Source organism: Sulfitobacter sp. G21635-S1 (assembly GCF_027213915.1).
GTDB lineage: Bacteria > Pseudomonadota > Alphaproteobacteria > Rhodobacterales > Rhodobacteraceae > Sulfitobacter.
In genome coordinates this window covers 44,168-59,112 of sequence record NZ_JAPWGV010000001.1, presented here as the reverse complement: position 1 = coordinate 59,112, position 14,945 = coordinate 44,168, and the positions used below count along the sequence as shown (strand labels likewise).

Sequence of the window (14,945 nt, the reverse complement as noted above, 5' to 3'; positions counted from 1 at the left end):
GAGGACGACAATGAACAACGGATTCGCCACGACTGACGCAAGGCTTCCGGCCTATGCCCGGCTGCGCGACACGCTGGCGGCGCGCATTGCCGCCGGCGACTGGACACCGGATACACCGATCCCCTCCGAGGCGCGGCTGGCGGCGGAATTCGACGTCTCCGTGGGCACGGTGCGCAAGGCGGTCGACGGGTTGGTCAGCGAAGGCCTGCTGGAACGGCGGCAAGGCTCGGGAACATTCATGCGCGCGCCGTCCTTCAGTGCCAGCCTGTTCCGCTTCTTTCCGATGCGCGACAGCGACGGCGCGCCGCCATCCATCCCGCAAAGCCAGATGATCCTGCGCAGCAGGGCCGAGGCCCCCGCCGAGGCGGCCGAAGCACTTGGCAGCAAGGATGTGATCAAAATCGTGCGTCTGCGCAGCCTGTCGGAAGTGCCGGTGCTGTTCGAGGAAATCTACATTCCGCAGGCACGCTTCGCCGGGTTCGAGGAATTGCGCGACACCGACTTCGGCCCGCTGCTGTATCCTGTCTATTTCGAACATTTCGGCGTGCTGGTGAGACGCGCAACCGACGAGGTGTCCTTCGGGCGCGCCACCGACACCGTGGCGCAGCAATTGCGCATCAAGTCCGGCGATCCGCTGGCGGTGATCCGGCGCACTGCCTTCGATGTCGAAGACAAGCCCATCGAATGGCGCATCGCCAGCGGCAGCGCCGAGGGCTTCCGCTATCGCAGCGAAATCAACTGACGACTTCAGTTTTATTGGGAGAGAGACCATGAAGATCAAGACAATCCTGCTCGGCCTGACCGCAGTCGCGGCGCTGGCCGGCCCGGCGCTGGCGGAATACCCCGAACGCGCCATCGAACTGACCATTCCGGCCGGTGCCGGTGGCGGCACCGACACCAGCGCCCGCAAGCTGGCAATCCTGCTTGAGGAAAAGCTCGGCACCTCCATCGCCATCCTCAACGTGGGCGGCGGCGGCGGCTCGGTCGGCGCGTCGCAGTTCATGCAGGCCAAGCCGGACGGCTATTCGCTGTTCGCCACCTGGAACAGCCCGCTGACCACCGTGCCACAGGTGCAGAACGTGGCCTATGCGCTCGACAGTTTCACCCCCATCGCCTCGACTTCGGAAACCGCCTACACGCTCTGCGTGAAGGCCGATTTCCCGGCCACCACCGGCGCGGAATTCCTGGCCGAACTGGAGGCCAACCCGGGCAAGTACACTTACGGCAATGACGGCATCGGCGGCACGATGCAGCTTGCCGCCGAGCGCATTTTCCAGGCCAAGGGCATCAACGCCATCGCCATCCCCTTCGGCGGCGCGGGCGAGACGCTGCAGAACTTCCTCGGCGGCCATGTGGACATCTACGGCGGTTCGATCTCGACCGTGCTGCCCTATGTCGAGAACGGCGAGGCCAAGTGCCCGCTGGTGACCTCCGCCGCTGACGTGCCGGCACTGCCGGGCGCCTCTGGGCTGGACGCGCTGGGGCTGGCTGACAAGGAAACGCTCCTGTGGCGGGCCATTCTCGGGCCGAAGGGTCTCGATCAGGCGATTGTCGACAAGCTGGCCGACACCATCGAAGAGGCGGTCAACGATCCGTCCTATGTCGAATTCCTCGCCACCAAGGGCGAAGTGCCCAATGTGGTCAGGGGTGACGACCTCGGCGCGCGGCTGCAGGCCGAATACGACGCGCTCGCCGAAGTTTCCAAGAACCTCGGGCTCTGAGCAATGGAGAAGCGTCAGGATATCGCACTCGGGCTGGTCTTTGCCGCTTTCGGCATAGCGGCGGCCTGGATGGCGACCGGCTACACCGGGGCCAGCGGGAATTACCCGATGGTGCTGGGCCTGCTCCTGGCGCTTCTTGGCGGGGCGGTAACGGTCAGGGCCGTCCGCGCCACCCGGAACGAAGTGCGGGCGCTGGTCGACGCGCCCGCGCAGATGATCATCGCGGCGGTGATCGCGACGATCTATGTGGCGCTGGTGGTGCCGCTGGGCTTTTACACCGCCTCCTTCCTGCTGATGCTGGCGCTGCCGGCAGCGCTTGGGTTCCGCCAGCCGGTCTATGCGCTGATCGTGGCGCTGGTCTTCATGGCGCTGATGTACCTCGTCTTCTCGGTGCTGCTGGAAAAACCGCTGCCGCGCGAAGCTCTCCTGTCGCTCTTCGGGTCCGGAGCCTGACATGGAATTCTACACCAACGCCCTGACCCATGTCCTGTCCTTCGGGCCGTTGACAGCGATGATCGGTGCCACATTGCTCGGCGTTCTCATCGGCGCACTGCCGGGGTTGAACCCCGTGATGGCCATCGCGCTTCTGCTGCCGCTGACCTATTCGATGGATCCGCTTGTGGCGCTGGCCATGGTGGCGGGCATCTACAACGGGTCGATGTACGGCGGCGCGATCCCGGCGATCCTCTTGCGCATTCCCGGCACGCCCGCCTCCATCGCCACGACCTTCGACGGCTTCCCGATGGCCGACAAGGGAGAGGCCGCCAAGGCGCTGAAAATCGCCTGCTGGTCCTCCGCAATCGGCGGCATCGCCAGCGCCATTGCGCTGATGACAATGGGGCCGCTCCTGGCGCGGGTGACGCTGTTCTTCGGCCCGGCCGAGTATTTCTGGATCGCGATCTTCGGCATGGCCTCGGTCGGCGTCATGGTCGGTTCCGATCCGGTCAAGGGCATCATGGCCGCGGTGCTGGGGCTCCTGATCGGCACCATGGGCATCGATAACCTTTCGGGCCAGGCGCGCTTTACCTTCGGCCAGACCTGGCTTCTGGGCGGGCTCGACCTCATCGTGGTGCTGGTGGGGCTCTACGCTTTGCCGCCGGTGCTGCAACTCGCCGAAAAGGCCGATCTCAAGGGGCTCTCTGCCGCTCAGCTCAGGCTGACCAACGTGCCTTTCAAACCCGGCGAGATACGCGGGCTGATCCCGACCTGGCTGCGCGCCTCCGGCATCGGCATCGGCGTCGGCATTCTGCCGGGCGCGGGCGGCAATATCGCGGCATTCCTCAGCTACAACGCGGCCAAGAACGCTTCCGATGACCCGTCGAGCTTTGGCAAGGGCAACCCGCAGGGCGTGGCGGCAGCGGAATGCGGCAACAACGCCGACAACGCCGCCTCGATGATCCCCGCGCTGTCGCTCGGCATCCCCGGCAACGTCGTCGCGGCGCTGGTCCTGAGCGCGCTGACCATCCACGGGTTGCAACCCGGCCCGCAACTCTTCCACCAGAACCCCGTTCTCGTTGGCGGCTTCATGATGGAAATGCTGCTGACCTCGGTCCTGATCTTCGCCCTCGGCGGCGCCGTCGCGACCCGCGTCTTTGCGCAGTTCCAGCGCCTGCCCGGCGTGCTCCTCGTGCCCTCGATCCTGATCCTGATGTGCGTGGGCGTCTACGTCATCAATGGCCGGCCGGTCGATCTCTGGGTGATGCTCGTCGCCGGTCTCGCGGGATATATCCTGGAGAAAGTGAACGTGCCGCTGGCGCCAATCATCCTCGGCATGATCCTCGGCCCCATGGCCGAACAAAGCGTCCGCCGCGCCCTGCTGATAAGCCGGGGTGACGCGACCGAACTTCTGACCCGCCCGATCTCCGCGGCACTCGCCATCGCGACCCTGCTCGTGATCGTCTGGCCCATCTTAAGGGCCATGCGCCGCCGGCGGAACACAACGAAGGCTTAAGTCCGCCAACGCCTCCTTCTGCGGTCGCTGATCCTGAGCCGAGTGATACCGGAATTGGTGTTGTCGCGTGGAGAATACCTGCGCAAATGCTCAGGTACTCGCGCGCCGATAGAACGCCAAGGAACCGGCGAGCATCAACAGCGCGCCGCCGCAAATCCGGTCAAGCCAGACCGCGCCGGATTTCCGAAGCATCCTGACCGCCCGCGAGCCGAGCAGGGCGTAGCCGAACATGACCATGAAATCCACGCTCGCAAAGACCAGGGCGAGCAGTGCATATTGCTGAGTCTGCGGGGCTGCGGGGTCGATGAACTGCGGCAGGAAAGCTGAAAAGAACAGATAGCCCTTCGGATTTGTCACCGCCACGAGGAAGCTTTTCAGGAAGATCGACCGCGCCGATCCCGAACCGCCACCGCTCGCGGATCGAAGCGATTCATCAAGGGTTCCCTTGGAACGCAGGAGCATGACGCCAAGAAAGGCGAGATAGCCGACGCCGATCCATTTGACGACACTGAACCAGAATTCCGATGCGGCCAGCAGCGCGCCCAGCCCAAGGGCAACGGCACCGATCAGGACAAAATCGGAGAGTACCGCACCGATCATACCGACAGATGCGCGCCGTGTTCCGAACTTCGAACCGTTCGTCAAAGCAAGCAAAACAGTCGGCCCGGGTGTTGCAATCCCAATGAAGGCTACAAGCGCGAATGCAAGAGTTGTGGTTTCCGTCATATCATCCTCCGCGGTGGTCCAGACAATCAAAACTGCACCCCCTTGCAAAAAAGTCAGCAGCCGATCCCGTTGTCAACAGCGGCAGGTCGTGATCGACAATGCCGGTACTGGTGGATTGCGGATTGCAGCGACAGGCAAGACACCGCTGGCCTTGCTGCGACACGCCGGGCTGACCGAACTTGTAACCAGCCGGGGGTTCGAAGGGACGCGAAATTCGCAATACAACAAACCCGGCAGATTTGCCGACTACCTGCTCATCAATCGCGCGGCTGACGTGATCCGCTTTGAAGTGATCCATGAGCCGGAAGTATCCGACAATTGCCCGATCATTCTTGAGATCTGACGCTTTCCGGCCAGTCCGGGCAAGGGTGCCGCGCGTGGCGAAGTGGCACCCGGCCCCGATCATGGGTCACAGGTGGGATGGAATAACCAGGCAGAGAACAGCGACCGAAAAAGCGCGAAGGGTTCAGCGCCGCTAATCCTCAGACCTCCGCCACCGCGTGACAGGAGACTTTTGCATGTCCTGCGGCATGCAGCAATTCGGGCATCACCTTGCTGCACTTTTCCATCGCGATGGGGCAGCGTGGATGAAATGCGCATCCGCTTGGCGGATTCAACGGGCTGGGCGGTTCGCCTGCCTGCGCCTCCACCCGACGCTTGGGGTTCTGGATGTCGGGGATCGTCGCAAGCAGCAGCTTTGAATAGGGGTGCTGCGGTGCCGTGAAAAGCTGCTCGACCGGTGCCTGTTCGACAATGCGGCCAAGATACATGACCGCAATATGGTCGGACATGTGGCGTACCACGCTCAGGTCGTGACTGATGAAGAGATAGGTCAGCCCCAGTTCATCCTGCAGCCGTCGCATCAGGTTCAGAATTTGCGCCTGCACCGACACGTCCAGCGCCGAAGTGGGTTCGTCGCAGACCAGCAATTCCGGTTCCGACGCAAGAGCCCGCGCGATGGAAATGCGCTGCCGCTGGCCGCCGGAAAACTCATGCGGGAATTTCTGCGCATCATCGGCACCCAGCCCCACCGTTTCCAGCAGCTCGCGCACCCGCGCCATGGTTTCCTTCTCGGTATCCCGCAATTTCATCTCGCGAATTGGTTCGGCGATGATATCGCCGACGCGCCAGCGCGGGTTCACGCTGGAATGCGGGTCCTGAAAGATCATCTGGACCCGGATCGGACGTCCCGTCGCCCCGGTGCCAAAGGAAATGTCACCGCGCGTGGTCTTGTAGAGCCCGGTGACCAGTCGGGCGACCGTGGATTTACCGCATCCCGATTCTCCGACGATGCTGAAGCAGGTGCCCTTCTCGACCGTGAAGGAAACCTCCGACACCGCCTCGACGAACAGTTTCGGACGCCGTTCGATCACGCGGTTCAGCCAGGGGGCGGAAACGTCAAAGACCTTGCTGACGCCATCGACGGTCAGCGCGGGAACATGAGCAGTCATTGTGTGCCTCCCTGTTGCAGCCAGCATGCAGAACGCGTCACGCCCACCGAGACCAGCGGCGGCGTCGCAGCACTGCATTTCGGACCGGCATGGGGGCAACGCGGATGAAAGGCGCAGCCAGTCGGACGCGCATTCAGGCGTGGCATCGACCCGTCGATCTGCGCCAGAGTCTCAACCCGGTCATGCAGGCTGGGGATCGCTGCCATCAGCCCCTTGGTATAGGGGTGTTGCGGATTGTGGATCACTTCCGCAACAGGGCCGCTTTCGACCACCCGACCGGAATACATCACACAGACCCGGTCGGCGGTTTCGGCGATCACGCCCATGTCATGGGTCACCAGCATGATCCCCACGCCTGTCTCGTCGCATAATTTGCGCAGCAGCGCGGTAATCTGCGCTTGGATGGACACGTCGAGAGCGGTTGTCGGCTCGTCCGCAATGATCAGACGCGGGCCAGCTGCAAGCGCCAATGCGATCACGACCCTCTGGCGCATCCCGCCGGAGAACTGATGCGGATACTGGCGCAGGCGTTCCCTGGGTGCCGGAATACCGACGCTTTGCAAAAGCGCCAGGGCGCGGTCATTTGCCGCCTCCTTTGACATGCCGCTGTGCAGCCGGATGGTTTCAACCAGCTGTTTGCCCACCGTGAACAGCGGGTTGAGCGCGGTCAGCGGGTCCTGAAAAATCGCCCCCATTTCGCGGCCGCGCACCTTGGTCAGTTCCTTTTCCGACAGGGTATCCACGCGCCTGCCACCGACGTGAATCGCGCCGCCGGATATGCGGCCCGGACTTTCCAGCAACCCGAGAACCGCCAATCCGGTGATGGATTTGCCCGCGCCGGATTCACCCACGACACCCAGGATCTCGCCCGGTGCGATCTGCATGGAAACATCGTCGATGGCCAAAAGCGTGCCGCGCCGGGACGGGAATTCAACACTTAACCCCGACACATCCAGCGCAGGGGTTGCCGCCTCGGGCACTTTGCTTGCCGCAATGGGTTGCGCCATCATTTCAGTCTCCGATCATAAGGGGAAAGGTGGGCGGAAAGATCTCTTCGACAGGCGGGTGGCCCAGGGTCCTTTCGGGATATTTCGCGATCAGCCCGTCGAATTGTTCCTGCACCTGCCGGCGCGCCGCCTTAATGTCGATCCCGGCCACGTCGCCATCCCGCATGGAAAGACGGCCATCCACGATCGTGGCGCGGGTGACCCGGCCCGTCGCCCCTAGGATCAGGGTCTGAACCGGATCAATGCGCGGGGCCATATAGCTGTCGGCCATGTCGAAAACCGCGACATCCGCCTTGGCTCCGGCGCGCAGCACGCCAATGTCGTCGCGCTTCAGGCCCTTCGCCCCACCCAAGGTCGCCGCATCGAACATCTGGCCCGAGCGGACAGACTCCAGCCCGTCGTTCAGGCGGCAGGCCATCATGCCCACGGCCATGTTCAGCACCATATCGGGCGGCGCGGTATCGGTGCCCATGGCCACGTTGATGCCCATCTGACGCAATTTGGCAAAGGACCGCAGCGCGCCACCGTGCCGGGCCGACACCAGCGGGCAATGCACCACCGTCACGCCATTGTCGCAATAGCGGTCGAGGTCCTCTGCGGTGGCGACGGTCGCATGCGGCGCCAGCAGCCGCGGCGTCAGGCAGCCCAGCCCGTCCAGCCATTCCGGCGCGGTCCTGCCGTGCAGCGCCTGCACCGTCTGCAATTCCATCTGCCCCTGCGCCATGTGCAGGCGCACCGGACAATCCAGGTCATCCGCCGCCGCCATGGTACGTTTCAACAGTTCTTCGGTGCAGGTCTCAACCCGGTCCGGCGCCAGCATTGGCGAAACCAGGTCCCTGCCCTGCATCGCTTCGGCAAAGGCAATTGCGTCCTGCAACCCCTGCAACCCGCGCGCCTCGTCAAAGACAGCGCTCAACCGGCCCTGCTGATCCACCGCCATGCCACCTGACCGATAGGCCGGGCCAAGCCAGACCCGAAGGCCCATCTGTTCTGCCGCATCTGCGGCGGCAGTGAATTCGTCGACCGTTTCGCCCCATGCGCGATAGAACAGCGAGGCAATCGGCGCGGCAGAGGTAATCCCGTTCAGCAGCAATTGCCCGAAGGCAAACCGTTTCTGCGCAACCAATGTGTCGGGTGTGTACATTTCATAGGGGCCACGATCCATGTAGGACAGCGGCCAGACACGGCCCTTGCGCTCACTGGGCCAGTTGTCATGTGCCAGCAGCGTCGTATCCAGATCGCTCAATGCGTCGAGATCGACAAACCCCGGAGCGATCAGCGCCGCCCCCATGTCGAACCGCGCCTGCAGCTCGCCCCCGAACCGGCCGCCTGCATGCAGCACCCGGTCGCCCTCGATCACGACCTCGCCGCCCTGCACCAGCCGCCGCCCCGCCGGGGTGTCCACAACCACCCAATCGGCAGTCAGGCTCCACCGGCCTTCAGGCCGCTTGCCAAGGGGAAGGTCGCCGAACCGCATCACGGCGCAGCCATCAGCGTGGCACCGTCGCGGGCGGTGACCTTGCCCGCCTTCACCACCAGCTTGCGCGGAGCGTGGCGGACGATGGCATGGGCCACAGCAACCCCTTCGACGATGACCAGATCACCCGGCGCGCCAACTTTCAACGCGCGCCGTTCCATCCCCATCGCCTCGGCCCCGCCACCCGCGCAGACGTCAAGCGCCATGTACATCTCGGCGTCCGAGCGCAGGTTGCTGCGCAGGCCAACGAACTTGGCCCGTTCCAGCATGTCGCCATTGCCATAAGGCCCCCAGGTATCCTGAATTCCGTCATTGCCCGCGCCAAAGCGAATGCCATATTCCGCCATCTGCCGGACCAGCGGTGCCGGGCTGGACGCCGGCGCCGTTGTCATGATGCTCGCTTCCAGCGCCCCAAGGCGTTCCAGCAGCGGATTGACCCGCGCAGGGTCCGCCATCCCGAGACAGAAGGCATGGCTGACGGTCAGCATCCCCTTCATCCCCAGCGCCTCGGCCCGGTCGAGGATCTGTTCCATCGAAAACGCACCCAACTCGCCACGCTCATGCAGGTGAATGTCGATGCCCTTGCCGTGCTTTTCCGCCAGCCCGAAGATCGTATCCAGATGCCCCTTGGGGTCGTGATCGACGCCGCAAGGGTCAAGCCCGCCCATCAGGTCGGCACCCATCGTCATTGCCTCGTCCAGCAGTTCCGCGGTGCCGGGTGCAATCATCAGGCCCGACTGCGGGAAGGCGACAGTCTGAATCTCCACCACATCTGCCAGTTTTTCGGCCGTCTCCATCACCCCTTCCAGCGCCCGCAGACCGCCGGTCGTGTCGATATCCACATGGCTGCGGATCAACGTCGCACCAAAGCTCGCTGTCTGGAGCGCGTGGCGCATCGACTGCACATGCGGATCCAGGTCAAGGCGCTGCTTCATCTGGCGCTCGTTGTCGATCATCGCCATCAGGTTCCCGCCGCCGACATCGTTGTGATACCAGGGATAGCCAAGCAGCGACTTGTCGAGATGGGTATGCGCCTCGGTCAGGCCGGGCAGCGCAATGCGCCCGCCCGCGTCCTCGACTGCGGCTCCGGCACCGTCCAGATCGGCACCGATCCCGGCGATGCGCCCGTCCCGGATCAGGATTTCGGTAGGTTGTCCGTCCAGCACACGGACGTTTTTGATCAGCAGATCGCTCATGGTCTTGTTCCTTCAACGTAATTTCGGGTTCAGCGCATCGCGCAGCCAGTCGCCCAGCATGTTGACAGCAACCACAAGGATGCAAAGCTGGATCGACGGGAAGAGCACAATCCACCAGGAGCCGGAGAACAGGTACTGATTGCCAACCCGGATCAGCGTGCCCAGCGACGGCTGGTTCGGCGGCATGCCGACGCCGAGGAACGACAGCGTTGCCTCGATCAGGATGGCGAGGCCAAAGTTCAGCGTGGCGGCAACGAATATCGGTGTCAGGGTGTTGGGCAGGATGTGCTTCAGCATCAGTCGCCGCGCGGGTGTGCCGACCAGCCGCGAGGCCATGACATATTCCTTGCGGCGCTCCACCATGGTCTGCGCCCGCACCACGCGGGCATATTGCACCCAGGAATACATCGCGATGGCCATCACCAGAACCGCAGCCACGCCAGCCTCGCGCCAGGCCGGTGACAGGAACTGCTGCGCCACGGAACTGACAAGGATTGCCACCAGCACGATCGGAATTGACAGCAACACGTCGCCGATCCGCATCAGCACATTGTCAATCCAGCCGCCGTAATACCCCGCCATCAATCCCAGGCCGATGCCAACCACCAGCGATACCGCCACCGAGGCGATGCCGATGATGATGGAAATGCGCGTGCCGTAAAGAATGCCGGACAGGATGTCGCGCCCTTGCACATCCGTTCCCAACAAATACGGCATTTGCCCGCCCTCCATCCAGATCGGAGGCAGCTCGGCGTTCCACAGCTCAAGTGCCGCCAGATCATAGGGGTTCTGCGGCGACAGCAGCGGTGCCAGAAACGCGGTCAGGATCACCAGTGCCAGCACAATGGCGGCACCAACGGCGGATTTATGCGACTTGAACGACCACCATAGATCGCTGTCAAAGAACCGTTCGGCGCGCGAGGGCACCTTGGTATCGGTCTGATCGGTCATGCGTCGGCTCCTTTCAGGCGCGGGTCGATCACGGCATAGGTCATGTCGACGATGGCATTCAGCGCGACAAAGATCAGGGCGACGATGCAGAGGTACGCCGCCATGATCGGCACATCGACGAAAGTGACAGCCTGGATGAACAGCAGGCCCATGCCCGGCCACTGGAAGACCGTCTCGGTTACCAGCGCAAAGGCGATCAGCCCACCGATCTGCATGGCTGTCATCGTGACAACCGGCATCAGGCAGTTGCGCAGCGCGTGGCGAAAGTGGATCGACCGGGCGGGTATGCCGCGCGACCGCGCGAACTTGATGAAATCGGATCGCAACACTTCCAGCATCTCGGCGCGCACAAGCCGCATCACCAGGGTGATCTGGAACAGCGAAAGCGACAATGCGGGCAAGATGATGGACATGCGCCCCGACGGCGTTAGCAGGCCGGTGGTCCACCAGCCCAGATCAACCGTTTCGCCCCGGCCAAATGCCGGAAACCAGCCCAGCCAGACCGAAAACACCAGGATCAGCCCGATCCCCACCACGAAGCTGGGCAGCGACACGCCGATGATCGAGGTGAACTGCATCGCTTCGGCGTACCAGGTCTGTCGCCTGATCGCCGTAATCACGCCCATCGGCACGCCGACAACCAGCGAAATCAAGGTCGCCACCAGCACCAGTTCGAAGGTGGCCGGAAAGCGTTCGCCGATCATGGCCAGAACGTCCTGCTGATTGCGAAAGGAGATGCCGAAATCGCCCTGCGCCGCGCGCCCGACGAACTTGGCATATTGCACGAGGAACGGGTCATCCAGCCCAAGCCTTTCGCGCAGATCGTCGCGTTGCGCCTGGGTCGCCTGTTCGTTCAGCATCTGGTCGACCGGATCACCGACGGCGGTGAAAATGACAAAGGCCAGAAACGTGACGGACAGCATGACAAAGACGGCATTGGCGAGGCGTTTGATGATGAATGCCAGCATTGTGATGGTCTCCGGTTCAGGTGCAAAAACGGGGCGACGACGATGCGCCGCCCCAGTCAGGGAGATTACTTGGTGACGTACCACATCCGTGGTTTGTTGTCGGGGAACTGCGGGAAATCGCTGAAGCCCTTTGACACCGCCCAGGCCATCGGCTGCTGGTGCATCGGCATCATGATGATCTCGTCCTTGGCGATTTTCAGCGCATCGGTTTCCATCTGGAGCCGGGTGTCACGGTCCAGTTCCACCGCTGCGGATTGGGTCAGCTTGTCCAGTTCGGGATAGGACCAGTCGCCCCAGTTGAACACGCCCGAGTTGCCGTCCTTTGAATGCAGCATCTGAACGAGGATCGAATAGGTATCCAGCATCGGCAATGTCGCCCAGCCGATGGTATAGACATCTGCCTTGCCGTTCGCGCGCTTCGGCGTCTGCTTGGCGGTCGGCCCGATATCAAGCTTGGGCGTGAGCCCGATGCGAGACCACATCGAGGCAATCGCCTGGCAGAACTGCTCTTCGTTCACATAGCTTTCATTGGTGCAGACAAAGTCGAACTCGAACCCCTCGGCAAAACCCGCCTCGGCCAGCAGCGCCCTGGCCTTTTCGGGGTCATAGGCGACGGGGACGTCCAGCGCCTCGGAATAGCCGGGGATAGAGGGTGCAACCAGCGTACCGGCATTGCGTGACTTGCCTCGCATGACCTTGTCACGGATCAGCTCCATGTCCACGGCCATCTGCATCGCCTGGCGCACCCGCAGATCGTTCATCGGGTTTGTGCCGCCGGTCACCAGCGCGTCGCGCCGGTTGAAGCCCAGCATCACGGTGCGCAGGTCGGTGCGCTCAAGCACCGTCAGATTGTCCGCCTGCTCAAGGCGTGGCAGATCCTGCACCGGGGCGCTGTCGACAAAATCGACTTCGCCTGACAACAGCGCCGCAACCCGGGTCGCCGCGGAAGAGATCGGCTGGAACTCGATCCGTGTCAGGTTATGCGCGGGATCGTCCCACCAATTCCCGTTGACGGTCAGCACGGTCTGGGCCTCCGGAGTGCGGGATTCCAGCTGGAACGGGCCGGTGCCATTGGTGTTGAAAGTGGCATAACCTTCGACGCCCGCGCTCACATCGGTGGGCTTTTCGGCGTTGTTGGCAACCAGCCAGCCTTTGTCAAAGATGTGGATGTTTGTCAGGTCGTTCAGCAACAGCGGATAGGCGCCGGTCAACTCGATGTCGATGGTGTGGTCATCGACCACCGTGGCGCTCTTGTAGGCCGGCAGGTTCCCCTTGAGCGGCGATGTCTCGTCACTCACCCGCTCCAACGAGGCCAGAACATCTTCGGCGGTGAAATCGGCACCGTCGTGGAATTTGACACCCTGGCGCAGGGTAAAGCGCCAGGTGGTGGGTGAAACGATTTCCCATTCGGTTGCCAGTGCCGGTTCGATCTCCAGATCCCGGTTATAGCGCACCAGGCCTTCGTAAATGTGGTTCAGGAAGTTGATCGTATAGCTGTCGCCGTAGGAATACGGATCAAGCGAGACGATATCGCGGGGTGCGCCCCAGCGGATCGTTTCGGCGCTGGCAGCACCGGCCAGCAAGGCTGCGGCGGCCCCGCAGATGGCCGCGCGCCGGATGGTTTGAAGTCGTTTCATCGTGTTTCTCCCAGTTTTTTGCATACGGTCACTTGATAAATTGTATACATTTTATGTCGGAACTTTCTGAAGTGACGTCGAATTTCCCTTGGAAAGCTGGGAGATTCTCCGCCATGCAGCCATTTATTTCCTGAAAGCTAGCGAGAAAATTCCGTTATGACTACAAAAAAGTTAGTTATTGTATTCAATCATTGTATCCAATAGGATGAATGCACTAACCGCTGACTTCCGAAAGCGATATGGTATAGGTCCGACATGTATAAATCCGCGACACGCAGCTTTCCGGTCTATGATTCGCTCCGGCAGGCAATCATCGAACAGGCGCTCAAGCCCGGCGTGAAACTGCCCGAGGATTCGATTGGCGAAACCTTCGGCGTCAGCCGCACAACCGTGCGCAATGCGCTGGTCCGGCTCGATGCCGAGGGGCTGGTCGATCTGCAGCCCAATCGGGGCGCCTCGGTCGCGGTGCCTACCATCGAAGAAGCACACGACATTTTCGAAATGCGGCAATGCCTTGAACGCGAAGTGATGCAGCGGCTCTGCGCGATGGACCCAAAGCCCATCGTCAAGGCGCTCAGGGCGCATCTGGCCGAGGAAAACAAATATCTCCACGTGGACACCACACGGTCGATCCGGCTGGCAGGTGAATTCCACATCCTGCTGGCAGAGCTGACCGGCTCCAAGATCCTCGCGAACTACGTCAACGAGATCGTATCGCGCTGTTCGCTGATAATGGCGCGTTTCGCCCAGGCGCATTCAGCGAAATGCGGGCTGGATGAACACACAGAGATCATCGCCGCCATAGCGGACAGGGATGCCGAACGTGCCATAGCCCGGATGCACCGGCACCTGCACGGCGTACAGGACCGCGCCCTGCTCAAACCCGATGACGCGGAAAAGAACAACGTGAGCGATATCCTCGCCCGCTATGTCACCCCGAACGACTGAGCTGCCGCGCGCCTCTTGCCGTTTTCAACATTCGAGATGCCCATGAACCGCACTGCCCCAGTCTCCGACCGTTTCGATTTTGCCGAACTCGGTGCCCGCGACCGCTACAAGCTGCTGATCGGATCGGTGGTGCCGCGCCCCATCGCATGGGTGACGACGGTGGATGAACAGGGCCGCCCCAACGCCGCACCCTTCAGCTTTTTCAACTGCCTGTCGTCGGATCCGGCGATCCTCGCGCTTGGCGTGGAAAACCACTCCGACATGCGGTTCAAGGATACCGGTCACAACATCCGCGTCACTGAGGAATTCACCGTCAATATCGTCGGCTTCGACAACCTGGATGCAATGAATGTGACCGCCGTGCCCTTCGGCGCAGGCGTGAACGAGCTGGAGATGGCGGGGCTGACAATGATCCCGGGCGAATTCGTCTCCTCTCCGCAGATCGCCGAAGCGCCGGTGCGGTTCGAATGCAAACGCCATGTGACGCTCAACATCGGCAAATCGCGGGAAATCATTCTGGGCGAAGTGCTGGCGATGCACGCAAGGCCCGGTCTCGTGAATGACCGTTTTCACGTCGATGCAGCGGCCCTCGACGCTTTGGGGCGCATGGGCGGTCATGGCTATTGCCGTTCCAATGCGACCTTCGATCTTCCGACCATGTCCGAGACGGAATGGAACAGCCGTCAGCACCAGAAAACCGCTGGCAGGTAAGCGCGAAGCTGCGACAGAAAAGCTGATCCCGGGCGGACGTGCTGTTCAAATGCAGGACGCCATCGGGCTGGCTTCCGCCGAATACGCAACTTCGGCCCTGAACGGATACCCACGGGACACGAAACTCTCCTAGGGAACCGCGGAACCAGACCTGCGCACCACAGCTGGGCGCGGCAAAGGCAATAGGCAGGGCCACTGTCA

15 protein-coding genes are annotated in these 14,945 nt (G+C 62.4%); 7 read left to right on the top strand and 8 right to left on the bottom strand.

Translation table 11 applies throughout. The features are described 5' to 3' along the window. Positions 1 to 10: 10 nt before the first annotated feature. Genes O4H53_RS00320 through O4H53_RS00305 form a run of 4 tightly spaced genes read left to right on the top strand, consistent with a single transcriptional unit; the run spans position 11 to position 3,672 of the window. Positions 11 to 742, top strand: coding sequence for a GntR family transcriptional regulator (locus O4H53_RS00320; protein ID WP_269360472.1), 732 nt, complete (start codon positions 11 to 13; stop codon positions 740 to 742). Between the two features lie 28 nt (positions 743 to 770). Next, positions 771 to 1,721, top strand: coding sequence for a tripartite tricarboxylate transporter substrate binding protein (locus O4H53_RS00315; protein ID WP_269360471.1), 951 nt, complete (start codon positions 771 to 773; stop codon positions 1,719 to 1,721). 3 nt (positions 1,722 to 1,724) lie between these two features. Next, complete coding sequence (locus tag O4H53_RS00310; RefSeq protein ID WP_269360470.1) at positions 1,725 to 2,174, top strand: tripartite tricarboxylate transporter TctB family protein; 450 nt, start codon at positions 1,725 to 1,727, stop codon at positions 2,172 to 2,174. A gap of 1 nt (position 2,175) precedes the next feature. Further along, entirely contained in the window at positions 2,176 to 3,672 is a 1,497-nt protein-coding gene (locus O4H53_RS00305) for a tripartite tricarboxylate transporter permease (protein WP_269360469.1), read from the top strand. Between the two features lie 90 nt (positions 3,673 to 3,762). On the opposite strand, the gene O4H53_RS00300 is transcribed toward O4H53_RS00305, so the two are convergent. Next, positions 3,763 to 4,398: a LysE family translocator gene (locus tag O4H53_RS00300; protein ID WP_269360468.1), complete on the bottom strand. Its 636-nt coding sequence runs from the start codon at positions 4,396 to 4,398 to the stop codon at positions 3,763 to 3,765. A gap of 88 nt (positions 4,399 to 4,486) precedes the next feature. On the opposite strand from O4H53_RS00300, the gene O4H53_RS00295 reads away from it, so the two are divergent. Continuing rightward, complete coding sequence (locus O4H53_RS00295) at positions 4,487 to 4,741, top strand: hypothetical protein (protein WP_269360467.1); 255 nt, start codon at positions 4,487 to 4,489, stop codon at positions 4,739 to 4,741. A gap of 139 nt (positions 4,742 to 4,880) precedes the next feature. On the opposite strand, the gene O4H53_RS00290 is transcribed toward O4H53_RS00295, so the two are convergent. From O4H53_RS00290 to O4H53_RS00260, 7 genes are all read right to left on the bottom strand, one after another. Beyond that, positions 4,881 to 5,849: an ABC transporter ATP-binding protein gene (locus O4H53_RS00290; RefSeq protein ID WP_269360466.1), complete on the bottom strand. Its 969-nt coding sequence runs from the start codon at positions 5,847 to 5,849 to the stop codon at positions 4,881 to 4,883. Beyond that, the gene (locus tag O4H53_RS00285) at positions 5,846 to 6,859 is read right to left on the bottom strand and encodes an ABC transporter ATP-binding protein (protein ID WP_269360465.1); all 1,014 of its coding nucleotides are present in this window, start codon (positions 6,857 to 6,859) and stop codon (positions 5,846 to 5,848) included. Before O4H53_RS00285 ends, O4H53_RS00290 begins: the two co-directional genes overlap by 4 nt. Before the next feature lies 1 nt (position 6,860). Beyond that, positions 6,861 to 8,333 carry an amidohydrolase family protein gene (locus O4H53_RS00280; RefSeq protein WP_269360464.1) on the bottom strand — a complete coding sequence of 491 codons (1,473 nt, stop codon included), beginning with the start codon at positions 8,331 to 8,333 and terminating at the stop codon, positions 6,861 to 6,863. Beyond that, the gene (locus tag O4H53_RS00275) at positions 8,333 to 9,529 is read right to left on the bottom strand and encodes an amidohydrolase family protein (protein WP_269360463.1); all 1,197 of its coding nucleotides are present in this window, start codon (positions 9,527 to 9,529) and stop codon (positions 8,333 to 8,335) included. The genes O4H53_RS00280 and O4H53_RS00275 overlap by 1 nt, the downstream gene beginning before the upstream one ends. Positions 9,530 to 9,541: 12 nt before the next feature. Further along, complete coding sequence (locus tag O4H53_RS00270) at positions 9,542 to 10,480, bottom strand: ABC transporter permease (protein WP_114276930.1); 939 nt, start codon at positions 10,478 to 10,480, stop codon at positions 9,542 to 9,544. After that, positions 10,477 to 11,448, bottom strand: coding sequence for an ABC transporter permease (locus tag O4H53_RS00265; RefSeq protein WP_269360462.1), 972 nt, complete (start codon positions 11,446 to 11,448; stop codon positions 10,477 to 10,479). Before O4H53_RS00265 ends, O4H53_RS00270 begins: the two co-directional genes overlap by 4 nt. Positions 11,449 to 11,513: 65 nt before the next feature. Next, entirely contained in the window at positions 11,514 to 13,085 is a 1,572-nt protein-coding gene (locus tag O4H53_RS00260; RefSeq protein WP_269360461.1) for an ABC transporter substrate-binding protein, read from the bottom strand. A 255-nt stretch (positions 13,086 to 13,340) separates the two neighbouring features. On the opposite strand from O4H53_RS00260, the gene O4H53_RS00255 reads away from it, so the two are divergent. Together O4H53_RS00255 and O4H53_RS00250 are read left to right on the top strand one after the other, a co-directional pair. Next, positions 13,341 to 14,033, top strand: coding sequence for a GntR family transcriptional regulator (locus O4H53_RS00255; protein ID WP_114276932.1), 693 nt, complete (start codon positions 13,341 to 13,343; stop codon positions 14,031 to 14,033). A gap of 42 nt (positions 14,034 to 14,075) precedes the next feature. Then, positions 14,076 to 14,744 (top strand): flavin reductase family protein, encoded by a 669-nt coding sequence (locus O4H53_RS00250; RefSeq protein ID WP_269360460.1) that lies wholly within the window; start codon positions 14,076 to 14,078, stop codon positions 14,742 to 14,744. Positions 14,745 to 14,945 lie beyond the last annotated feature (201 nt).